The organism is Pseudomonas fluorescens group sp., from assembly GCF_020093335.1.
Lineage (GTDB): Bacteria > Pseudomonadota > Gammaproteobacteria > Pseudomonadales > Pseudomonadaceae > Aquipseudomonas > Aquipseudomonas petroselini.
The window spans coordinates 1-21,934 of record NZ_JAIOKW010000012.1; the positions used below are offsets into that span (position 1 = coordinate 1).

Genomic DNA, 21,934 nt, shown 5'->3' on the forward strand with positions numbered 1-21,934 from the left:
GGTGGTTTCAATGGGGGGGTGGAGTTAGCAACAAATTGCATGAAATAACTGGAGAGACTCGCTTAGTGTGGGAGGGAGCAAGCCCCCTCCCACATTTTTTATCGCGTGGTGTCAGCTGATTTTGTGCAGGTAGGCGGGCAAGGGCTGCTCCGGCAACACTGACAACACCTTCAAACGCTGCAACATACGTTGCCGTGCCCGCTGTAAATGCTCACGCAGGTTCAGCGCCGCTGCATCAAACGCGCCGTGCAGCAGCAACTCCAGAATCAAACGATGTTCGGCCAGCATGGCGGGATCGGCGCCGATCCCCAGCAAACGGTAGAAAATCCGGCTGATGATCATCGGGCTCTGGCCCTGGCGGATCAGGGCGGCGATCTTGCGGTTTTGCAGGCCGGCCAGGCAGCGTTGGTGCAAGTCCTCTTCAATCTGCTCAATGGCTTCCAGGCTGCATTGGGGGCTGTCTTGCGCTTCCAGCACGCGCTGCAACATCGCTTCAAGCAGCTCGCGGTCGAGGTGAGGGGCGCTCTGGCGCAGGGCTTCAGGCTCCAGGCAGGCACGCAGTTCGTAGTCTTCGGTGACTTCCCGCGCCGTCAAAGGCCCCGCCAGCCATTGGGAGTAGGGCTCCTTTTCGACCAGGCCACGATCGCGCAGGCGCATCAGCGCTTCGCGCACTACCGCGCGGCTGACGCCGTAGTGGTCGGCAGCGGCTTGCTCGTCGAGTCGGTAGTGGCCGAAGGCAATGCAGGTGGACAGCGCCGCGCCGATTTCCTCAACGATGCGCTCGCCCAGCGGCCGCGTGTCCACCAGCTCATCTTCTCCGTTAAGCCCCAGATGCGCATGGCTCAAGGGCAAGCGCAGCGGCTCCATGGCCAAGCCTTCGGGGTTGATCAGGTAACCCCGGCCGTTGAAGCGGCAGATCAGGCCTTCGTCATGCAGCAGGTCCAGCGCCTTGCGCACCGGTACGCGACTGGTGCCGAACAATTCGGCCAGCGGCGCTTCCAGCAACACCAGGCCGTGACGGGCGGTACCGTTGACGATCGCGTCACGCAACACCTGGTGAATCATCGCGTAACGGGAGGCCGAGGCGGACACTGCTTTCATCGCTTTCTCTAGAGACTGTAGGACGGTGGCCGGGGATTCTCTCATACCTTGCGCCTGTCACTCTGCGCCACGTCGGTGGCACTTTTTTGGGGCCCAAAAGGTGGGGCTGTTACTTTTCTGCACCAAAATGTACTTATTAATAAAAGATACATTATTTCATTGAAGGCGCTTTCCCGCGCCCTGGCAAGATTTTATTCCACCGTTTAAAACCATCTATCCCGTAGCTCTGGGCAAAATTCACGCATCGCGCCCCTACGGCCTGACGAAGACTGGCACGAAAGCTGCCTTTGTAAAATGTACATTTTATTAATATGTACGTTTTGTGAGGGTCATCCTGATGTCAGACGCCACTTCAATGGCCGAGGATTTTGCCAGCGGTCGCAGCGACCCGGTGCAAGCCCTCGAACAGGCACTCGAAAAGGCCAGCCAAGCGCCGGCCGTTTTTATCAGCCTGACTGCCGAACGTGCCCGCCGTGAAGCCGAGGCCTCCGCCGCCCGTTGGCGCGCCGGCCAGCCATTGAGCATGTTCGATGGCGTGCCGCTGGCCTGGAAGGACTTGTTCGATGTGGCCGGCAGTATCACCACGGCGGGCGCCGCCTACCGTCGAAACGCGTCCGCCGCGTTGCTTGATGCCCCCATCGTCGGCCTGCTGTGCCGCGCCGGGATGGTCAGTGTCGGCAAGACCAACCTCAGCGAACTGGCCTATTCCGGCCTGGGTCTGAACCCGCATTTCGGCACGCCGCACAACCCTCATGGCACCGACCAGCCGCGCATTCCCGGTGGCTCGTCGTCCGGCTCGGCAGTGGCCGTCGCCGCCGCAATTGTGCCGATCGCCATGGGCACCGACACGGCCGGTTCCATCCGTATCCCGTCGGCGTTCAACGGCCTGGTGGGTTACCGCAGCAGCAGCCGACGCTATAGCCGCGACGGTGTCTTCCCCCTGGCCCATACCCTTGACAGCCTCGGCCCGCTGACCCGCAGCGTGCGCGATGCGCTGGCCATCGACGATCTGCTGCACGGTCGTAGCCAAACCCACAGCGCCCGCAGCCTCAAGGGCCAGCGCTTTGTGCTGGCGCAACAGGACGTCGAACCCGCTGTGCGCAACAACCTGTTGCGCGCCGTGGAGCAACTCAAGGCCCAGGGTGCGTTGATCGAAGAACGCGAATGCCCGACCTTCCAGGCAACCCTGGACCTGATCAAACACCACGGTTGGCTCGGTGCTTTTGAAGCCTTCGCCCTGCACGAAGCGTTGCTCGACAGCCCCGACGCCGAACAACTCGACCCCCGCGTGCGTCGCCGCCTCGAAGCCGCGCGTTCACTGCCGGCCAGCCAGCTTATCCACCTGACCGAAGCACGCCGCCGCCTGCAACACCACCTGGTTGAAGACCTCGACGGCGCCATCCTCATCACCCCCACCGTTGCCCACGTTGCACCGGCGTTGGCGCCTCTTGAGGCCGACGACGACCTGTTTGTCAGCACCAACCTCGCCACCCTGCGCTTGACCATGCCCGGCAGTTTGCTCGACATGCCTGGCGTAAACCTGCCCAGCGGCCGCGATGCCCAGGGCCTGCCCACCGGGCTGCTGCTCAGCGCCCCGACGGGAGAAGACGCACGCCTGCTGCGCGCGGCGTTGTCCGTCGAAACCGTACTTAACGTTTAAGGAGACACACCATGGCTAAAGACATCCTCTGTGCATTTGGCGTCGACGTTGACGCCGTCGCCGGCTGGCTCGGTTCCTACGGCGGCGAAGATTCGCCCGACGACATTTCCCGTGGCCTGTTCGCCGGTGAGATCGGTGCGCCGCGCCTGCTCAAATTGTTCGAACGCTACGGCCTGCGTACCACGTGGTTTATCCCCGGCCACTCGATGGAAACCTTCCCCGAGCAGATGAAGGCCGTGGCCGATGCCGGTCATGAAATCGGCGTGCATGGCTACAGCCATGAGAACCCCATCGCGATGACCGCCGAGCAGGAAGAAATCGTCCTCGATAAATCCATCGAACTGATTACCCAAGTCACCGGCAAACGCCCCACCGGCTACGTCGCGCCGTGGTGGGAATTCAGCAAGGTCACCAACGAGCTGCTGCTGAAAAAAGGCATCAAGTACGACCACAGCCTGATGCACAACGACTTCCACCCCTACTACGTGCGCAAGGGCGACAGCTGGACCAAGATCGACTACAGCCAGCACCCCGACACGTGGATGAAACCCTTGGTGCGCGGCGAAGAAACCGACCTGGTGGAGATCCCGGCCAACTGGTACCTCGACGACCTGCCGCCAATGATGTTCATCAAGAAAGCCCCCAACAGCCACGGCTTCGTCAACCCGCGTCACCTCGAAGAAATGTGGCGCGACCAGTTCGACTGGGTCTACCGCGAACACGAACACGCGGTGTTCACCATGACCATCCACCCCGATGTGTCCGGCCGCCCGCAAGTGCTGCTGATGCTGGAGCGCCTGATCGAACACATCCAGAGCCATGCCGGCGTGCGCTTTGTCACGTTCGACGAAATCGCCGACGACTTTATCCGCCGTCAACCGCGTACCTGAACCTTTGCCCCCCACCCCTGAGGCGCGACCCATGTCCATCTACAACAAGCTTGACCTGACTGGCTGGAAACCCCGGCAACTGACTTCCAAGGAGGTGCGTTTCGCCACCTGGATCGCGTTTTTCGCCTGGGTGTTTGCGGTGTATGACTTCATCCTCTTCGGCACCTTGCTGCCGGAAATCGGCCGGCACTTTGGCTGGGGTGAAGTGGAGCAAGCTGAAATCGCGACCTGGGTGGCGGTGGGCACGGCGGTGGTCGCCTTTGCCATTGGCCCCGTCGTCGATAAGTTGGGACGGCGCAAAGGCATTATCTTCACCGTGGCCGGTTCTGCGCTGTGTTCGGCGCTGACCGCGATCGGTGGCGCGTGGGGCAAGTCGCCGCTGATTCTGATCCGGTCGTTGGGTGGCCTGGGCTATGCCGAGGAAACCGTTAACGCCACCTACCTGAGCGAGCTGTATGGCGCCTCGGAAGACCCGCGCTTGACCAAGCGCCGTGGCTTTATCTACAGCCTGGTGCAGGGCGGCTGGCCGGTCGGTGCGTTGATCGCCGCCGGGTTGACCGCGCTGTTGCTGCCGATCATCGGCTGGCAGGGGTGCTTCATCTTCGCCTCGATCCCGGCCGTGGTCATCGCGATCATGGCGCGCAAGCTCAAAGAGAGCCCGCAGTTCCAGATCCACCAGCGCATCAGCCAGCTGCGTAAAAGCGGTGCGGTGAAGGAAGCGCAGAACGTCGCGGTGACCTACGGCGTGGACTACGACGAACACAGCAAGGCCGGCCTCAAGGCGGCCTTCCGTGGCCCGGCGCGCCGCGCCACGTTGGTGATCGGCGCGGCACTGTTGCTCAACTGGGCGGCGATCCAGGTGTTCAGCGTGCTGGGGACTTCGGTGATCGTCAGCGTGCATCACATCTCGTTCGAAAATTCGCTGATCATCCTCGTGCTGTCGAACCTGGTGGGCTACTGCGGTTACCTCAGCCACGGCTGGATGGGCGACAAGATCGGCCGCCGCAACGTGATCGGCCTGGGCTGGATGCTCGGCGGCCTGGCGTTCGCCGGGATGCTGTTTGGCCCGAGCAATATGCCGATGGTGGTCGGGCTGTACAGCCTGGGCCTGTTCTTCCTGATCGGGCCGTACTCGGCGGCGTTGTTCTTTATCAGCGAAAGTTTTCCCACCAGCATCCGCGCCACGGGCGGCGCCATCATCCATGCCATGGGCCCGATTGGGGCGGTGGTCGCAGGCTTTGGTGCCACCCAAGTGTTGTCCGCCGGCAGCGACTGGCAGACCGCCGCGCTGTGGTTCGGCGCACTGCCGTGCTTTTTGTCCGGCGCGCTGATGTTTGCCGCACGCCATGTGCGTCCGGAAACCGTTCAGTAAGGAGTGATCGATGAGTCGTAAAGTTGCCTTGATTACCGGCGCCGCCAGCGGCATCGGCCAAGCCCTCGCCGTGGCCTATGCCCGCAACCGCGTGGCGGTGGTGGGCGGGTATTACCCGGCTGATCCCCATGACCCGCAGACCACCGTCAGCCTGGTGGAAGCCGCCGGCGGCGAATGCCTGATGCTGCCGTTGGACGTGGGCAATACCGCCTCGGTGGATGCGCTGGCCGAGCAAGCCATACAGCATTTTGGGCGACTGGATTACGCCGTGGCCAACGCGGGTTTGCTGCGTCGCGCACCGTTGCTGGAGATGACCGACGCGCTGTGGGACGAGATGCTCAATGTCGACCTCACGGGGGTGATGCGCACCTTCCGCGCGGCGACCCGGCATATGCATGCGGGCGGCGCGTTGGTGGCGATTTCATCGATTGCCGGTGGCGTGTACGGTTGGCAGGAACACAGCCACTACGCGGCGGCCAAGGCCGGTGTGCCGGGTTTGTGCCGGTCGCTGGCGGTGGAATTGGCACCGCTGGGTATCCGTTGCAATGCGGTGATCCCCGGGTTGATCGAGACGCCGCAGTCGCTGGATGCGAAGAATTCGCTGGGGCCGGAAGGCTTGGCGAAGGCGGCGCGGGCGATTCCGTTGGGCCGGGTAGGGCGGGCGGATGAAGTGGCATCGCTGGTGCAGTTCTTGACCAGTGAGGCGTCGAGCTATTTGACCGGGCAGAGCATCGTTATCGACGGTGGGCTGACCGTGCGCTGGCCTGACTGATGTACCCGATCCAAATGTGGGAGGGGGCTTGCCCCCGATGACAGTGTGTCAGCCAGTTTATCTGTAGCTGACACTCTGCAATCGAGGGCAAGCCCCCTCCCACATTGGAACTGTGTTTTTTGTAGGAGATGTGTGTATGCCTCAACTGACTAACCGCCGCGCCGTCATCACCGGCGCCGGCAGCGGCATCGGTGCCGCCATCGCCCGTGCCTACGCCGCTGAAGGCGCGCGCCTGGTGCTGGCCGACCGCAACGCCGCCAGCCTCGCCGAAACCGCGATCACCTGCCGCAACCTCGGCGCCGAGGTGTTCGAATGCCTGGCCGACGTGGGCAGCGTCGAAGGCGCCCAGGCCAGTGTCGACCGTTGCGTCGAACAGTTCGGCGGTATCGATATCCTGGTCAACAACGCGGGCATGCTCACCCAGGCGCGCTGCGTCGACCTGTCCATCGACATGTGGAACGACATGCTGCGCGTCGACCTCACCAGCGTCTTCGTCGCCAGCCAGCGCGCCTTGCCGCACATGCTCGCGCAGCGCTGGGGGCGGATCATCAACGTGGCCTCGCAACTGGGGATCAAGGGCGGCGCCGAACTGACGCACTACGCCGCCGCCAAGGCCGGTGTGATCGGCTTTACCAAGTCCCTGGCCCTGGAAGTGGCCAAGGACAACGTGCTGGTCAACGCCATCGCCCCCGGCCCGATCGAGACGCCGTTGGTGGGAGGCATCAGCGAAGACTGGAAGCGCGCCAAGGCCAAGGAGCTGCCCCTGGGCCGCTTTGGCTTGGCGGACGAAGTGGCACCGGTTGCAGTGCTGCTGGCCAGCGAGCCGGGGGGCAACCTGTTTGTCGGCCAGACCCTGGGCCCGAACTCCGGCGACGTCATGCCATGACGGAGGTGTAGCGATGTGCGGACTCTGCGGATTGCTCGGCGAAGACCTGCACTGGAGCGACCCCCTGGGCGACGAACTGCCCCGACGCCGCGAACGCCTGCGCCGGATTGCGGCGATCAACCAAGTGCTGGCGGTGTTCCGGCTCAAGGTCGAAGACTTCCAGGGCGCGTCCTACCTGCTGTTGGGCGCCACCGGTAAACAGGCACTTGCCCATGGCCTGGATCAACTCTGGCAGGCCGCCGAGACCCTGCTCGGCCGCCCGTTGGATCCTCTCGATCCGATACTGCTCGACCATCTTGAACGCTGAACCCGCCCTCTGTGGCGAGGGAGCTTGCTCCCGTTGGAGCGCGAAGCGCTCCGGTTTTCTGGGGGCTGCTGCGCAGCCCAACGGGAGCAAGCTCCCTCGCCACAATGGACGGTTTGGAAACGACTATGAGCATTGCCCTTAATGTCATCACCGGCTTCCTCGGCAGCGGCAAGACCACCTTGCTCAAGCGCCTGCTGCAGGGCGAAAGCCTGGGCGACACCGCGCTGCTGATCAATGAATTCGGCGATGTCGGCATCGACCACCTGCTGGTGGAAGAAGTGGCGCCGGACACTGTACTGCTGCCCAGCGGCTGCGTGTGCTGCTCGATCCGTGGCGAGTTGAAAGACGCGCTGCTCGGCCTGTTGCAGCGCCGCGAGCGCGGTGAAATCCCGGCCTTTAAACGGGTGATCCTGGAGACCACTGGCCTGGCCGACCCGGCGCCGATCCTCGCCACCTTGAACAACGATGTGCAACTGCGCGGGCGTTTCCATATCGGCCTGGTGATCACCCTGGTCGACGCCAGCCACGCCACCCTGCAAGAACGCCTGCACCCGGAATGGCTGGCCCAGGTGGCCGCGGCGGACCGCTTACTGCTGAGCAAGACCGATCTTGCGGGCGACTGCGCGGCACTGCGCGCGCACTTGCAGGCGCTGAATGCGGGTACGCCGATCCTGAATACCCACGACATCCACAGCGGCGATCAACTGTTGCTGGGTGAGGGCCTGCGCAGCGCCGAACCGGCGGTGGAAGTCAGTCGCTGGCAGCTGCATCGGACCACCACAGCTATCCACGGTAGCGCACAAGTGTGCAGCCTGACCTTCGACCAGCCGCTGGATTGGGTGGGGTTCGGGGTCTGGTTGTCGATGCTGTTAAGATGCCACGGCGAACGAATCCTCCGTGTCAAAGGGCTGCTCAACGTGAACGCCAGTAACGCCCCCATCGTCATTCATGGCGTGCAGCATTGCCTGCATGCGCCGGTCCATTTGCCTGCGTGGCCGGGCAGTGACCGCCAATCGCGGCTGGTGTTTATCCTGCGCGGCCTCGACCCCGCGCTGCTGCGGCGCTCGTTCGAGGCGTTCTCGCGGCGGTTCGCGGCATGATCACCCTTCGCGTCCTCGGCACCTCCGTCACCTTGCTCGAATGCCTGCGTGTACGCGCCGAACAGGAACTGGGCATTCGCCTGGTGTACCAGGTGCATGACGTCGAACAGGCCCAGCGTATCGCGGTGATGCAGCCCGAGAGCTATGACCTGTACGACCAGTGGTTCCACAACGTCGACTTCGTGTGGCCGGCCCGGGCGATCCAGCCCATCGACACCCGGCGCATTGCGCTGTGGCACGAGATCAATGACCTGCCCAAGCGCGGGCGCCTATCCCCCAATGACCGCCTGGGCAGCGGCAGTGTGCCGAGCGAGCGCCTGTTCGTGCAGCACGACGGCAGCCTCGGCAGCACTGTCACCGAGCGCATCAGCATGCTGCCGCTGACCCACAACGCCGACAGCTTCGCCTACCGCCCCGAGCGGCTGCCCGAAGGTTTTTGCCACGGCAACGAAAGCTGGGGCTGGCTCCTCGACCCCGCGTGGCGTGCGCGTACGGCCTTGCAAAGCGACGCCGCCATCGGCGCCCTGGATGCCGCGCTGGCGGTGCAGGGCGCAGGGCTGGCGACGTTCAAGGACATCGGCAATATGAGCATCGAAGAGATCGACGTGCTTGCCGACATCCTCGTGCGCAAACAGAAAGAAGGACACTTCGCGGCGTTCTGGTCCGATGATGAAGAGGCCGCGCAACTGATGCTCAGCCCGAGTATCGATATCCAGAGCCTGTGGTCACCGACCTTGATGCGCCTGCATCGCGCTGGGGTGAAATACCGCTTGGCGGTGCCGAGCGAAGGGTATCGGGCGTGGTTTGGTGGCGTGTCGTTGTCGCGGCATGCCAAGGGGCCGGTGCTGGATGCGGCGTATGCGTATCTGAATTGGTGGCTGTCCGGGTGGCCCGGGGCGGTGATGGCGCGGCAGGGGTATTACATCGGCAACCCGGCGCGCAGTCGTGATCACCTGAGCAGTGCGGAGTGGGATTACTGGTATGCGGGTAAGCCGGCGCGGGAGGAATTGCTGGGGAGTGATGGGTTGCCGTTGATTGATATCGGTGAAATGCGTGATGGGGGGTCTTATGAGCAGCGGATGGGGCATATTGCGGTGTGGAATTCGGTGATGGATGAGCATAATTATTTGGTGCGGCGGTGGGGGGATTTTATGCGGGCTCGGGGTGGCTGACCGGGGACATAGCCGTTGCTGCGGTAACGGCTAACCCGGCGTCCTGCCGGGTTAGCCACGCTCCAAAGCCTGCGTTCGGCCAGCGTGCTTGACGGGGCGCCTCAGATCAAGATCTAGATCAAAAGCAAGAGCACGGCGGCCTGGTAGCCGGCCGGTTTCTTACTGTCGATCTAGGTTAAATGTGGGAGGGGGCTTGCTCCCGATTGCGGTGTGTCAGCTAATACATCTGCAACTGCCCCACTGCTATCGGGGGCAAGCCCCCTCCCACAGTTTGATCTCCATGTATCAGGTGCTTACTTTTGGGATCTTCCAGAAGTGAGTCTCAACCCCCCCCAAAAATCAGCCAACCCTCTGTCGCCAATAAACCGGCACTAATATCCCCGGTTTTATTGGGTGCACTTACCCCAACTCCCAGCTAATCTCCTCACACCCAACACTCAAACAAAATAGATGTTTTTTTGACGCCAGGTCAGCGGTCGCAAGGGACGCACATGACAAAGGGACGCCGTGGCAGAGAGAGGCGAACGCTGCCAGAGGGCACTGCAATGAGGTGGCGCCACACGTTCCAAACCCGTATCGCGGGGGTGCTCGCGCTATTGCTGCTGGTCGTCGTTGCCGCTACCTACTTTGCCGTAAAGACCGCGACCTCCCGCGCCGTGGAAAACCAGGCGCGAGTCCAATTGAAAACCGGCAGCCAAGTGTTCGAGCGCCTGCTCGACCTGCGTGGGCATCGCCTGCAAAACGGCCTGGACTGGCTGACCGCCGATCTCCCCTTCAAACGGGCTGTGGCCGAAGGCAAGACCGTGCCGATTCTCGCCGCCCTGCGTCGCCACGGCACCGGTATCCGCTCCAGCGAAGTGTTTGTATTGGGCCTGGACGGCAAGGTCATGGTCAGCACCTTGCCGATCCTCACGCGTGGGCAGTTTTTCCCCTATGACGACGCCCTGCGCCACGCGCGGCGCACGGGGCTGCAGATGCTGATTGTGGCGATGGATAGCCGGCCTTATTTGCTGGTGCAGGATGAAGTGCTCGACCCACTGCCCGTCGCCCGCATCGTCATGGGCTTTCCCATGGACACACTGTTCGCTAACGAACTGCGCTCCATGAGCAACCTGGAGGTGTCGTTCCTCAGCGTGCAAAACGGCAAGCCCGGAGCGCTGTTCAGTACGCAGCCGGACGCTTACCACGCCACCACCCTTAGCCTGCTGCGCGAGGGGCACATCAGCCCTGAACCGAAGATCCACCTGTTTTATGGCCGGCGCGTGCTCAGCCAAGTGTTGCCGCTGGCCAACACCGGCGATGGCAACGAAGTGCGCGTGTTGCTGCAAAGCCCGCTCGACCATGCCTTGGAGTCCTTCGCGCCGCTGGACCGGCAGTTCCTTGGAATCGCCCTCGCGGTGCTGCTGGTGTCGTTGGCCGGGGCGTTGTTTTTGGCGCGACGGGTGTCGCGCCCGCTCAATGCCCTGGTGCAGGCGGCCGGGCGGATTGGCGCCGGTGACTATCGCACGCCGGTGCGGGTGCGCAGCCACGATGAGTTCGGGCTGTTGGCCCGTGCCTTCAATGCCATGCAAAGCGGCATCGCCACGCGCGAGCGGCAATTGGCGCACAACGCGCTGCACGACCCGCTCACCGGCCTGCCCAATCGCGCGCTGGCCATGGAGCGACTGGGCAGCGCGATCAGTGCGCGTCGGCCGGTGGTGTTGCTGTACCTAGGGATCGAAAACTACCGGGTGATCAACGAAGGTTTCGGCCCCCAGGGCGTGGAAGAAATGCTGCGCGAAGCCAGCCGCTGCCTGTCCATGAGCCTGTTGGCCAGTGACACGGCGGCACGTATTGCCGGCAGCGAGTTCCTGCTGTTGCTGGAAAACACCGAGGTCGACCGCGCCGTGGCCCGTGCCGACCGCCTCTACGCACTGCTCACCGAACCCCAGCGTATCGGCAACGACGAGCTGCGCCACGAAGTGAGCATCGGCATCGCCGCCTACCCAGCCGATGGCCAGCACGTGGAAGAGTTGATCAGCCGCGCCGCCATCGCCCGGCATGACGCCTCGAGCCTGCCGGGGCATTTGCAAATCTACCAGCAGGACCGCGACTTGGCCCATCAGCGCCAGATCACGCTTATCCGTGACCTGCGGCGTGCGGTCATCGAGGGTGAGTTGTTCCTGTGCTACCAGCCCAAGCTCGACCTCAAGCACGGGCATGTGCGCCAGGCCGAAGCCTTGTTGCGCTGGCAGCATCCGGCCCTGGGCCAGGTGTCCCCGGACGAATTCATCCCCCTGGCCGAACGCACCGGCAGCATGAGCAGCCTGACCCTGTGGGTGATTGAAGAAGCCATCCGCCAGATCGCCGAGTGGGCGCAGCGCGGCATGCTGATCCAGCTCTCGGTGAATATTTCGGTGGATGATCTGGCCGATGATGAGCTGGCTATCCGCGTCACTGCCTTGTTGATGCAGTACCAGGTGGGGGCCGAGCAACTGATCTTCGAGATCACCGAAAGTGCGATCATGCACAACCCGCAACAGGCGCTCAGCGTGTTGGAGCAACTGCGCGGCTGTGGCATCAGCCTGTCGGTGGATGACTTCGGCACCGGCTATTCGTCGCTCGCGCAATTGCAGCGTTTGCCGGTGCAAGAGTTGAAAATCGACCAGTCCTTCGTGCGCAACCTCAACAGCACCAGTGGCGACGGAGTGATCGTGCGCTCGACCATCGAAATGAGCCACAACCTGGGGCTCAAGGTGGTGGCCGAAGGTGTGGAGTTCGAGCCCAGCCTCAAGCTGCTCAAGCTATGGAATTGCGACACCGCACAGGGCTACCTCATCAGTCGGCCATTGAACGCGATGGCGTTCGAGCGTTGGATGCGCCGCGAGCGGGCGCCCATCTAAATAGTCATTCCCGTCGACTACAGATTTTTAGAGCAGGGTCGATAACCTCTACAGAGCTTGACCGATTGCATAGGTTTTCGCCGACCTGCGGTCATGTGTTCCTGTAAGCTGAGTGATGGCAATTAGCCTTATTTGCGTCATCATGCCTGCAGTGCAACGCTTCTGTGCCAAGGCTGGCCGCTCTTTTAGCCCATTTTCTGCGGATCGACCATGGCTCGGATTTTCCACCTGTTATCCCGTGCGGCGCTGTTGCTGGCCGCGGCCGGCCCCGCGTCGGCGGCGACGCTCGAGGTGGCGGCTTACCAGGCCGACGGCCGCCCGGTCGCCGATGCCGTGGTGACCCTCCGAGGCCCGGCCGATGCACCGCAGGGTGTGCTCAAGGCCGATATGGACCAGCGCGGTCAACGCTTCGCGCCCCATGTGCTTGCGGTGCATACCGGCACGCAGGTGCGCTTCCCCAATAGTGACAATATTCGTCATCAGGTCTATTCGTTCTCCGCTGCCAAGCGCTTTGAGCTGCGTCTTTACGAAGGCACGCCTACCGACCCACTGCTGTTCGATAAACCCGGTGTGGTGGTGCTGGGCTGCAACATTCATGACTGGATGCTGGGCTATATCTACGTGACCGACGACCCTCGCTTCGGCGTCAGCAATGCCCAGGGCCGGGTGCACCTGGAACAACTGCCGGCCGGCGACTACCACCTCACCCTATGGCATCCGCAACTGGCGGGTATGCAGCCGCTGGATGGCGGCACCTTGCACATCCCCGCGGCCGGCCTCAGCCACCGCGTTGTGTTGAGCCTGGAACCTGCGCCTGCGGACTTGCCGCCGGCACCCAGCGCCTTTGGCGATGCCTTCAATCGAGCCGCCCATGAAACTGCGCAATAGTTTCCAGGCGCGGGTCGCCAGTGTGCTGATCCTGCTGTCGCTGGTGGTGATCGGCGCGTTGTATTTCAGCGTCAAGGCCGCGACCCGCTCGGCGGTACACGGTCAGGCCCTGGCGCAGTTGGACGTGGGGACGCGGGTGTTCGAACGCTTGCTCGACGCGCGCGGCCGACGCCTGGCCGATGGCGTGCAGTTGTTGGCGGCCGACTTCGGCTTTCGCGACGCTGTCGCCAGTGGCGATTCAGCGACGATGCGTTCGGTGCTGCTCAACCACGGTAAGCGTATCAACGCCAATGACATGATCCTGCTGGGCATGGACGGCAACGTCCTGGCCAGCACCGTGGAGGAAGTCCCCGAAGGCTCGACCTTTCGCTACGACCAGGCCCTGCGGGAAGCTCGGCGCAATCGCCAGGCGACGCTGATCGTGCCGTTGCAAGGCGAACCGCACCTGTTGGTGGAGGCTTCGGTGTTGGCACCGTTGCCGATTGCACGGGTGGTGATGGGGTTCAGCATGGACGGTGCGTTCGCCGATGAGTTGCGTTCGTTGAGCAACCTGGAAGTCTCATTTCTGGCGATTGATCGTGGCCGTCCTGGCGAGCTGGTCAGCACCCAGCCGCAGGTACTGCGCGCGAGTATCAGCGCGCTGATGCAGGGCGATTCGACGCGCCGTGGCGTGTCCACCACCGATCACCTTGAGCACCGTTTCCTCAACCAGTCGCTGGTCCTGGCCAGTGATGAAAACGGTAAAGTCCTGGCCCTGCTGCAAAGCCCGCTGGACGCGGCGATGCAGGCGTTTGGACCGCTGGATGAAAAGATCCTCGGCATTGCCCTGGTCGCGCTGATCGCTTCGCTGATCGGTGCGTTGCTGCTGGCCCGCACGGTATCGCGCCCGGTGCAGGCGCTGGCGCTGGCGGCCGAGCGTATCGGCAGTGGCGACTACCAGACCCCGGTCGTGCTGGCGCGCAGTGATGAACTGGGGCGCCTGGCCCTTGCGGTCAACGCCATGCAGAGTGGCATTGCCGAGCGCGAACAACAGCTGGCGCATAACGCCCTGCATGATCGCCTCACCGGCCTGCCGAACCGTGCGCTGGCCATGGAGCGCCTGGGCAGTGCAATTGCGCTGCAGCGGCCGATGGCGTTGATCTACCTGGGTATCGACAACCTGCGCGTCGCCAGCGAAGCCATCGGGCCGCAAGCCGTGGACCAATTACTCTTGACGGTGAGCCAGCGCCTGCAAGCGGCGTTGCGCCCCGGCGATACCCTGGCGCACCTGATCGCCGATGAATTCCTGCTGCTGCTCGAAGGCGCGGGCAGCGACGAAGCCGTGGGCATGGCCGACAAACTGCAACAACTGTTGCTGCGTCCCCAGCGCATCAATGGCCATGATCTGGCGTTGGACTGCCGCCTGGGCATCGCGGCGTACCCGGCCGACGGCGCAAACCCCATTACTTTGCTGGAGCGGGCGGCGATTGCCATGAAGGACGCCGCACAAATGCCCGGCCGCTTGCAGGTCTACGAGCAGGGGCGCGACCTGGTGCACCGCCGCCAGATCACCCTGATCCGCGACCTGCGCCACGCCCCCAACCTGGGCCAACTGCTGTTGCACTACCAACCCAAGCTGGACATCCGCCAAGGCCATGTGCGCCAGGCTGAAGCGCTGTTGCGCTGGCAGCACCCGCAATTCGGCATGGTCTCGCCGGCGGAATTCATCCCCTTGGCCGAGCGCTCGGGCAGCATCACGTTGCTGACTCAGTGGGTGATCGAGGAGGGCATCCGCCAGTTGTGCGAGTGGAACGGGCGCGGCCTGTCTCTGCAGTTGTCGCTGAACATCTCGGCGGACGACCTGCTTGGCGATGAACTGGCCCATCGGGTCTCGGCATTGCTGCGTCGCTATGGTTTGCCGGCGGAACAACTGCTGTTCGAAATCACCGAAAGCGCGGTGATGCGCGAGCCGGAAAAAGCCCTCAAGGTGCTCAACCTGCTGCGCGACTGCGGCATTGGCCTGTCGGTGGATGACTTCGGCACCGGCTATTCGTCATTGGCGCACCTCAAGCGCCTGCCGGTGCAAGAGTTGAAGATTGACCAGTCTTTTGTGCGCAACCTCGATGAAACCAGCGAAGACGCGGTGATCGTGCGCTCCACCATCGAGATGAGTCACAACCTGGGCCTCAAAGTCGTCGCCGAAGGCGTTGAATACGCCCACAGCCTGCGCCTGCTGGAGCGCTGGCAGTGCGACACGGCACAGGGTTACCTGATCAGCCGGCCCTTGAGTGCCGACGCCTTCGAAGCCTGGGTGGCCTTGCCCCTCAGTGCGCAAACTTCCCGGGTTCATTGAGTGGCATGACGGTGCGTGTTTCTTTTCTGATGGGTTGCCTTTGCGCGCTGACCCTACAAACGGCGCTGGCCGATAATGGCCGGCTGATCGCGACCGGCGGCGCCAGCAGCATTGAAGGCGCGGCGGGGGGTGGTATCACACCGTGGGCCGTGCTGGCCGGGTATGGCGAACAGCACGAGTGGGGCGCCACGGCATTCGCCACCACGGTCAACCTTCCGGATTATCGCTTGGACGTGGCCGGTCTGGCGCTGGCCTATGACAACCGTGTCGAGCTGTCTTTCGCCCGCCAGCGCTTCGACCTCGGCACACTGGTGCACAGGCTCAACCTGCCCGAAGACAACCTCGGGCAGGACGTGCTGGGGCTCAAGGTACGGCTGTTCGGCGACGTGATCTACGACGCGCTGCCCCAGGTTTCGCTGGGGCTGGAATACAAGCACCAGACCCACTTCGATATCCCCAGCCTGGTGGGCGCCAAGCGCGACAGTGACGTCGAGGGCTATCTGGCCGCCAGCCGCTTGTTCATGGGCGCCGCGTTTGGTTACAACGTGCTGGTCAACGGCAGCCTGCGCTACAGCCGGGCCAATGAGACCGGCTTGCTTGGCTTTGGCGGTGACCGCCGCGACAGCCGCAGCCTGCTCAAGGAGGGCTCGCTGGCGCTGCTGCTCAACCCGCGGTGGGCCGTGGGCGTGGAGTACCGCGAGAAGCCCGACAACCTGTCGTTTGCCGGCGAAAGTGACTGGGCGGACGTGTTCGTCGGCTATTTCCCCAACAAGCATGTGTCGTTTGTATTGGCCTACGCACGCCTTGGCGAAATCGCCACGCTGGATAACCAGAATGGCACCTACCTGTCGGTGCAAGGGAGTTTCTGATGCGCGTGTTACCGCTATTCCTCGCGCTGTTGCTCAGTGCCTGCGCCCAGCAGCCGCCGAAGGATGACAGCCTCTATCGCGACCTCGGCGCCCTGCCGGGTATCACGCGTATCGTCGAAGGCATGTTGCTCAACATCGCGCGCGATGAACGCATCGTCGAGCGCTTCCGGCGCATTGATATCCAGCGCCTGCGCAACAAGCTGATCGAACAATTTTGTATGGAGGCGGGTGGGCCGTGCACCTACACCGGCGACAGCATGGCCGAGAGCCACAAGGGCCAGAACGTGAGCCGCAGTGATTTCAATGCGTTGGTGGAAGACTTGATCAGGGCGATGGACAGCGAGGGGATTGCAGTGCCGGTACAGAATCGCCTGATTGCGCGGCTGGCGGTGATGCGCGGGGAAGTGATCGAACACTGATCGCAACTGTGGGAGGGGGCTTGTCCCCTCCCACAGTCTTGTTGTCGGTGTCGCTTAATCCGGCAGTTTGAACGCCATCACATAGTCACCCTGCTTGGTACCCAGGGAGCCATGACCGCCGGCCATGACCAGCACGTACTGCTTGCCGTCCTTGCCGGTGTAGGTCATCGGTGTGGTTTGCGCGCCTGCAGGCAGGCGGCCTTCCCACAGTTGCTTGCCGTTTTTGACGTCGTAGGCACGCAGGTACTGGTCGAGGGTACCGCTGAGGAACGACACGCCACCGGCGGTGGTGAAGGTGCCGCCCAGGCTAGGTACGCCCATGGTCAGCGGGATTGGAACCGGCGAGCTGTCACGCACGGTGCCGTTCTTGTGCATCCAGAGGGTTTTGTGGGTGGTCAGGTCGACCGCCGCCACATAGCCCCACGCCGGTGCCTGGCACGGCAGGCCCATTGGCGACAGCATGGCTTCGAGGATCACGCCGTACGGCGCGCCTTTGTTCGGCTGCACGCCTTCGGTTTCGCTGACGCGTGGACCTTGCTTGGCGATCTCGGCGGCCGGGATCAGTTTCGATTTGAACGCCATGTAGCTTGGGTTCACGAAGGCAATCTGGCGAACCGGGTCGACGGAAATGCCACCCCAGTCGAACACGCCGAAGTTACCTGGGTAAACGATCGAGCCTTGCAGCGATGGCGGGGTGAAAGCACCGTCGTAGCGCATGGATTTGAAATCAATCCGGCACAGCATCTGGTCGAACGGCGTCACGCCCCACATGTCGCGCTCTTTGAGCGGCGGCGGCATGAAGTTCAGGTCGGACTTGGGTTGGGTCGGCGACGTGTGGTCGCCCGCGACCGCACCTTGCGGTACCGCCACTTCGTGGATCGGCACAACCGGTTGGCCGGTGGCGCGGTCCAGCACGTAGATGCTGCCTTGCTTGGTCGACGCCATCACCGCTTGCTTCACGCCTTCAGCGGTCTTGATGTCGATGAGCGAAGGCTGGCCGCCCACGTCCATGTCCCACAGGTCGTGGTGGGTGAACTGGAAGGTCCACTTCACGTGGCCGCTGTCGATGTCCAGGGCGGTCAGGCCGGCGCTGTATTTTTCCGAGTCTTCGGTACGGTCGCCGCCGTATTGGTCGGGCATCTGGTTGCCCATCGGCAGGTACAGCATGCCGAGTTTTTCATCCACGGCGAACATGGACCACATGTTCGGCGAGTTGCGGGTGTAGGTCTTGCCCTCGGCCAACGGCGTGGTGTCGTCCGGGTTGCCGCTATCCCAGTTCCACACCAGCTTGCCGGTGTGCACGTCGAACGCGCGGATCACGCCGCTTGGCTCGTCGGTGGAAACGTTATCGGTGACGTGGCCGCCGATCACCACCAGGTTCTTGGTCACGGCCGGTGGCGACGTGGAGTAGTAACCGCCTGGGGCGAAGCTGCCGATGTTGGCACGCAGGTCGACCTGGCCTTTGTCGCCGAAGTCTTCGCACATCTTGCCGGTGTCGGCGTTGAGGGCGATCAGACGGGTGTCGGCAGTCGGTACGAAAATACGTTTCGGGCAGGCATTCGGTGCAGCGGCGGGGCTGGCGCTGCCGGTCGGGCTCTGCTCGGAAGCGTAGGCGGCGTCATCGTGATACGACACGCCACGGCAGGTCATGTGCGCCCAACCCTTGAAGTTCTCGGCACCCTGGCTGCTGATCTTCGGATCGAAGCGCCAGATTTCCTTGCCGGTGTCCGGGTCGAGTGCAATCACCTGGCTGTGCGGCGTGCACACGTAGAGCATGCCGTTGACTTTCAGCGGGGTGTTTTCTGCGGTGGTCTCGCCTGGATCATTCGGGCCAGGGATGTCACCGGTGCGGAAGGTCCACGCAGGCACCAGTTTGTGGGCGTTTTCCGGAGTGATCTGTGCCAGCGGCGAGTAGCGATCACCGTAGGCCGAACGGCCGTAGGAGTTCCAGTCGCCATCGGCCTGGGACGGCGCAGCGCTGGCCATGCCCGGCACCGCATCGCGGTCCAGTTGACCCTTGATCTCACCGGGGTTGGTGAATTGGCTGGCAACGGCAGCCGCACCGGCCAGCACCACGGCCACGCTCAACGCGCCAGTGCCCAGCGGGGCAGGCTGGCCACGCAGCAACGGACGGCGAAACCACGGGAGCAGCATGACGATACCCAGGGCGAACAGCAGCGCCAGGCGCGGCACCAACTGCCACCAGTCCAGGCCGACTTCCCACAAGGCCCACACGGTGCTGGCGAACAGCACCAGTGCGTACAGACCCAACGCGGCGCGGCGGGTGGCCAGCAGCAGGACGCCGGTCAAGGTGATGCCGATACCGGCCAGCAGGTAGTACAGCGACCCACCGAGCATGCTCAGCTTGATACCCCCGGCCAACAAGGCCAGGCCCATGATCAGCAGCAAGACGCCTAGCAGCCTGGGCAGCAGGCGACTTGGGCTTGAGGCACCGTCAGTGCTCATAGTTGTGTTTCTCCGTTACGTTGGAATTATGTATCCCCGTGTGTCTTCACTGTAGATGACGATTCGGCACGGGCTTGGTTCAGCGTTAATTCGGTTTTTCCGGGGATAAACGGGGTTATCCACAGGCGGGCGATTTATCCCCAGGCGCAGAGGGGGGTAAGACAGCGCTGTCTTTGCAGGCGGGAAATGTCAGCAAGATGGGGTCGACCGGGGAGTGAAACGTTTCAGGTTATTGCCGGGAAGGATAAAGGCAGTGGGCGCCGAGAGAAAGCGCAAATCGCAAGATGCATCATTTCCGATTTGGTAACAGTGACTAAATGTCGCTGCAAAAAGAGGGGCAGGGCAGGGTTTTTGTAGTGAGCGAGCTTGCCTCGCGCGGGGCAACCCCGCTCACTGCAAGTAGTCAGGCGTACACCTTAGAACGTTGTACGGAGACCGAACTGCACGCTTCTGCCCGGTGCCGGCGCGATATCGCGCAGGATCGAGCTGGCATAGCGCACCGTCTGGTTGGTCAGGTTTTCACCGTTCACAAACGCCAGCCACTGGCTGCCCCCCATGTTGAAGCGATAACCCGCGCTCGCGCCCAGGGTGGTATAGCCATCGGTGCCGCTCTCGTTATCCGGGACACGGCCTTGGCCGGCGGCATGTTCCACGTCGATGCGCGCCTGCCAGCGGTCGAGTTCCCACAGCAAGCCGCTGTTCAAGCGTAACGGTGCAATGCGCGGCAGGGCTTCGCCGGTATCGAGGTTGGTGGCGCGGGTGTAGTCGCCCGACAGTTCCAAGGCGAATTTGCCGTAGGCGCCTTCGCCAAGCTTCCAGTGATCCTGGGCTTCGAAGCCGGCGAAACGTGCACGCACGCCGGAGTATTCGTACTCAGGGATACCGGCTGCGTCCTCTTCACCTTCATCGTTCAATGTGCGACCGGTGCCCAGCAAGCCGATGTAATTGGAGAAGCGGCTGTAGAACACGCCGAAGCTGCCCTTGTGGGTGCCGGTGTCAAAGCGCAGTGCCAGGTCGCTGGACACGGCTTTTTCTTTTTTCAGGTTGGCATCGCCCAATTCGTAAGTGCCGGTGGCGACGTGGGCGCCGTTGGCATACAGCTCGTAGAAGGTCGGCGCGCGCTCGGTGTAGCCCAGGGTCGCGGCCAGGGACCAAATTGGCGTGAGGGTGTACACGGCGCCCGATGACAGGCTGCCGGCGGTGAAGGTGTTGGACCGGTCGGCATTGGCGAAACGCGCATTGCCCTTGGCATCCGGGTCGACGCTGGTGTGTTCCAGGCGCCCGCCGAGGCTGAGTTTCAGGCGCTCGGTGGCCTGCATTTCTTCAAGGATAAACAGTGCGCCGGCGTTGGTATCGGTCTGCGGCACAAAGGCTTCTTCGCCGAGGGCCGAGAACTCGTTGCGGGTCACTTGCGCGCCGACCACGCCGTCGAACGGGCCGATCGGCTGGTGGCGCGCTTCAACCCGCGCTTCATAACCTTTGTTTTTGAAGATCGTGCCGGTTTCGCCGCCTTCGATTTCGCGGTGCTCGTAGTCGGTATAGCCCGCGTCGAGTTTCAGCGAGGTAAACGGGCCTTGCAGGTTGCGGATCTCCGACGCGAAAGCGTAGTGATCCTGCTGCATGCGGATGCGTACATCCTGCTCGGCGGGAGAGCCGTAGTTGGCGTCGTAGTTGCTGTAGGACAGCCCGGCATAACCGTCGTCCCAGGTGTAGGAACCGCCCACGGCGCCGCCGTCCTGGCGCCCATCACTGTTGCCCAGGCGGCCATTCTTCCCGGGCGCGTCGTCGGTTGCCGGGGCGTGTCGGCTGCGGGCTTGGCCAGGGATCTTAAGGTCGTTGAATTCCCGCGCATTGGCATCCAGGTGCAAGGCGAACGTGCCGTTACCGGCTTCCAGTCTGCCGGCGCTGCTGCGGGTGGTGTCGGCGCCGCCGTAGCGCAACTCACCGGCACCGTGGATGCCTTCGATGGCCTCGGTCGGGATGCGGTTGTCGAAGGTATTGACCACCCCACCGATGGCGCTGCCGCCGTACAACAGGGCCGCGGGGCCGCGCACGATTTCGATGCGGTCGACGTTGACCGGGTCCAGCGGCACCGCATGGTCGTAGGACAGCGACGACGCATCCAGCGCACCGACGCCATTGCGCAGGATGCGAATGCGGTCGCCATCCTGGCCGCGAATGATCGGTCGGCTGGCACCTGGGCCGAAGTACGACGACGACACGCCTGGCTGCTTGTTGAGGGTTTCGCCGAGGCTGCCTTTTTGTTGCAGGGTCAGGTCATCGCCTTCGAGCACGGTGGTGGGCGAGGCGAGTTGTTCGCTGCCCAGCGGGTTGCCGGTGATGACTTGGGGTTGCAGTTCAAGGGCCTGGGCTTCGGAGCAGATCAGCAGGGCGGCAGCGAGCGGGGACAAGCGCCACAGAGAAGAGAGGGACATCGGACATTCCTTGGCAAAACGGGGAAAAGATTTGATATTTATCGTTACAATATAACATCTCTTTTTCGCTGGGAACGGGAACTTTTTATAACCGGGCAGGCGGGTGATAAGGTGTGCACCTTCGTGACCCTTTTTCATAGGCCTGGCATGACCGCGACAAGCAACGACCCCCTCCACGGCGTGACCCTGCAACACGTCCTCACCACGCTGGTGGAACACTACGAATGGGAAGGCCTGGCCGAGCGCATTGATATCCGCTGCTTCAAGAGCGACCCGAGCATCAAGTCGAGCCTTACGTTCCTGCGCAAAACCCCATGGGCTCGGGAGAAAGTCGAAGGGTTGTACGTGAAGCTGATGCGCACCAAACGCCCGTTGGATTGATC

The 21,934-nt window shown here is 63.0% G+C and carries 17 protein-coding genes; 14 read left to right on the forward strand and 3 right to left on the reverse strand.

The features are described 5' to 3' along the window. Positions 1 to 111 precede the first annotated feature (111 nt). On the reverse strand, positions 112 to 1,101 hold the full coding sequence (locus K7431_RS14895) for a GntR family transcriptional regulator (protein ID WP_012722412.1): 990 nt from the start codon (positions 1,099 to 1,101) through the stop codon (positions 112 to 114). Between the two features lie 337 nt (positions 1,102 to 1,438). Between K7431_RS14895 and K7431_RS14900 the strand changes: the two genes are divergently transcribed. The 13 genes from K7431_RS14900 to K7431_RS14960 all read left to right on the forward strand — a co-directional run bounded on the left by K7431_RS14900 (position 1,439) and on the right by K7431_RS14960 (position 16,650). Beyond that, a complete protein-coding gene (locus tag K7431_RS14900) occupies positions 1,439 to 2,761 on the forward strand; it encodes an amidase (protein WP_012722413.1) in 1,323 nt (440 codons plus the stop codon). 11 nt (positions 2,762 to 2,772) lie between these two features. Further along, positions 2,773 to 3,651 (forward strand): polysaccharide deacetylase family protein, encoded by an 879-nt coding sequence (locus K7431_RS14905; RefSeq protein WP_003234086.1) that lies wholly within the window; start codon positions 2,773 to 2,775, stop codon positions 3,649 to 3,651. A 31-nt stretch (positions 3,652 to 3,682) separates the two neighbouring features. Next, positions 3,683 to 5,023 (forward strand): MFS transporter, encoded by a 1,341-nt coding sequence (locus K7431_RS14910; RefSeq protein ID WP_012722414.1) that lies wholly within the window; start codon positions 3,683 to 3,685, stop codon positions 5,021 to 5,023. 10 nt (positions 5,024 to 5,033) lie between these two features. Next, complete coding sequence (locus K7431_RS14915) at positions 5,034 to 5,795, forward strand: SDR family NAD(P)-dependent oxidoreductase (protein WP_012722415.1); 762 nt, start codon at positions 5,034 to 5,036, stop codon at positions 5,793 to 5,795. A gap of 136 nt (positions 5,796 to 5,931) precedes the next feature. Further along, a complete protein-coding gene (locus tag K7431_RS14920) occupies positions 5,932 to 6,681 on the forward strand; it encodes an SDR family NAD(P)-dependent oxidoreductase (protein ID WP_012722416.1) in 750 nt (249 codons plus the stop codon). 13 nt (positions 6,682 to 6,694) lie between these two features. After that, on the forward strand, positions 6,695 to 6,988 hold the full coding sequence (locus K7431_RS14925) for a hypothetical protein (protein WP_043204842.1): 294 nt from the start codon (positions 6,695 to 6,697) through the stop codon (positions 6,986 to 6,988). 125 nt (positions 6,989 to 7,113) lie between these two features. Next, the gene (locus tag K7431_RS14930) at positions 7,114 to 8,088 is read left to right on the forward strand and encodes a CobW family GTP-binding protein (RefSeq protein ID WP_043204844.1); all 975 of its coding nucleotides are present in this window, start codon (positions 7,114 to 7,116) and stop codon (positions 8,086 to 8,088) included. Further along, positions 8,085 to 9,260, forward strand: coding sequence for an ABC transporter substrate-binding protein (locus K7431_RS14935; protein WP_012722419.1), 1,176 nt, complete (start codon positions 8,085 to 8,087; stop codon positions 9,258 to 9,260). The genes K7431_RS14930 and K7431_RS14935 overlap by 4 nt, the downstream gene beginning before the upstream one ends. A gap of 545 nt (positions 9,261 to 9,805) precedes the next feature. Beyond that, positions 9,806 to 12,142, forward strand: coding sequence for a putative bifunctional diguanylate cyclase/phosphodiesterase (locus K7431_RS14940; RefSeq protein WP_012722420.1), 2,337 nt, complete (start codon positions 9,806 to 9,808; stop codon positions 12,140 to 12,142). Positions 12,143 to 12,352: 210 nt separating this feature from the next. Further along, on the forward strand, positions 12,353 to 13,030 hold the full coding sequence (locus K7431_RS14945; RefSeq protein WP_012722421.1) for a methylamine utilization protein: 678 nt from the start codon (positions 12,353 to 12,355) through the stop codon (positions 13,028 to 13,030). Then, positions 13,014 to 15,362: a putative bifunctional diguanylate cyclase/phosphodiesterase gene (locus tag K7431_RS14950; protein ID WP_012722422.1), complete on the forward strand. Its 2,349-nt coding sequence runs from the start codon at positions 13,014 to 13,016 to the stop codon at positions 15,360 to 15,362. Before K7431_RS14945 ends, K7431_RS14950 begins: the two co-directional genes overlap by 17 nt. Positions 15,363 to 15,367: 5 nt before the next feature. Further along, the gene (locus K7431_RS14955; RefSeq protein ID WP_043204846.1) at positions 15,368 to 16,231 is read left to right on the forward strand and encodes a DUF3034 family protein; all 864 of its coding nucleotides are present in this window, start codon (positions 15,368 to 15,370) and stop codon (positions 16,229 to 16,231) included. After that, positions 16,231 to 16,650, forward strand: coding sequence for a group I truncated hemoglobin (locus K7431_RS14960; protein WP_012722424.1), 420 nt, complete (start codon positions 16,231 to 16,233; stop codon positions 16,648 to 16,650). Before K7431_RS14955 ends, K7431_RS14960 begins: the two co-directional genes overlap by 1 nt. Before the next feature lie 54 nt (positions 16,651 to 16,704). On the opposite strand, the gene K7431_RS14965 is transcribed toward K7431_RS14960, so the two are convergent. Then, complete coding sequence (locus K7431_RS14965) at positions 16,705 to 19,116, reverse strand: glucose/quinate/shikimate family membrane-bound PQQ-dependent dehydrogenase (RefSeq protein ID WP_012722425.1); 2,412 nt, start codon at positions 19,114 to 19,116, stop codon at positions 16,705 to 16,707. A 416-nt stretch (positions 19,117 to 19,532) separates the two neighbouring features. Then, positions 19,533 to 21,551, reverse strand: a complete 2,019-nt coding sequence (locus K7431_RS14970) for a TonB-dependent receptor (RefSeq protein ID WP_012722426.1) — start codon at positions 21,549 to 21,551, stop codon at positions 19,533 to 19,535. 147 nt (positions 21,552 to 21,698) lie between these two features. Between K7431_RS14970 and K7431_RS14975 the strand changes: the two genes are divergently transcribed. Further along, positions 21,699 to 21,932, forward strand: coding sequence for a VF530 family DNA-binding protein (locus K7431_RS14975; RefSeq protein WP_012722427.1), 234 nt, complete (start codon positions 21,699 to 21,701; stop codon positions 21,930 to 21,932). Positions 21,933 to 21,934 lie beyond the last annotated feature (2 nt).

Coding starts and splice junctions, on each gene's coding strand:
- K7431_RS14965 (WP_012722425.1), bottom strand. CDS start 19,116: ATGAGCACTGACGGTGCCTCAAGCCCAAGTCGCCTGCTGCCCAGGCTG.
- K7431_RS14940 (WP_012722420.1), top strand. CDS start 9,806: ATGAGGTGGCGCCACACGTTCCAAACCCGTATCGCGGGGGTGCTCGCG.
- K7431_RS14910 (WP_012722414.1), top strand. CDS start 3,683: ATGTCCATCTACAACAAGCTTGACCTGACTGGCTGGAAACCCCGGCAA.
- K7431_RS14960 (WP_012722424.1), top strand. CDS start 16,231: ATGCGCGTGTTACCGCTATTCCTCGCGCTGTTGCTCAGTGCCTGCGCC.
- K7431_RS14895 (WP_012722412.1), bottom strand. CDS start 1,101: ATGAAAGCAGTGTCCGCCTCGGCCTCCCGTTACGCGATGATTCACCAG.
- K7431_RS14935 (WP_012722419.1), top strand. CDS start 8,085: ATGATCACCCTTCGCGTCCTCGGCACCTCCGTCACCTTGCTCGAATGC.
- K7431_RS14955 (WP_043204846.1), top strand. CDS start 15,368: ATGACGGTGCGTGTTTCTTTTCTGATGGGTTGCCTTTGCGCGCTGACC.
- K7431_RS14920 (WP_012722416.1), top strand. CDS start 5,932: ATGCCTCAACTGACTAACCGCCGCGCCGTCATCACCGGCGCCGGCAGC.
- K7431_RS14970 (WP_012722426.1), bottom strand. CDS start 21,551: ATGTCCCTCTCTTCTCTGTGGCGCTTGTCCCCGCTCGCTGCCGCCCTG.
- K7431_RS14905 (WP_003234086.1), top strand. CDS start 2,773: ATGGCTAAAGACATCCTCTGTGCATTTGGCGTCGACGTTGACGCCGTC.
- K7431_RS14975 (WP_012722427.1), top strand. CDS start 21,699: ATGACCGCGACAAGCAACGACCCCCTCCACGGCGTGACCCTGCAACAC.
- K7431_RS14930 (WP_043204844.1), top strand. CDS start 7,114: ATGAGCATTGCCCTTAATGTCATCACCGGCTTCCTCGGCAGCGGCAAG.
- K7431_RS14915 (WP_012722415.1), top strand. CDS start 5,034: ATGAGTCGTAAAGTTGCCTTGATTACCGGCGCCGCCAGCGGCATCGGC.
- K7431_RS14950 (WP_012722422.1), top strand. CDS start 13,014: ATGAAACTGCGCAATAGTTTCCAGGCGCGGGTCGCCAGTGTGCTGATC.
- K7431_RS14945 (WP_012722421.1), top strand. CDS start 12,353: ATGGCTCGGATTTTCCACCTGTTATCCCGTGCGGCGCTGTTGCTGGCC.
- K7431_RS14900 (WP_012722413.1), top strand. CDS start 1,439: ATGTCAGACGCCACTTCAATGGCCGAGGATTTTGCCAGCGGTCGCAGC.
- K7431_RS14925 (WP_043204842.1), top strand. CDS start 6,695: ATGTGCGGACTCTGCGGATTGCTCGGCGAAGACCTGCACTGGAGCGAC.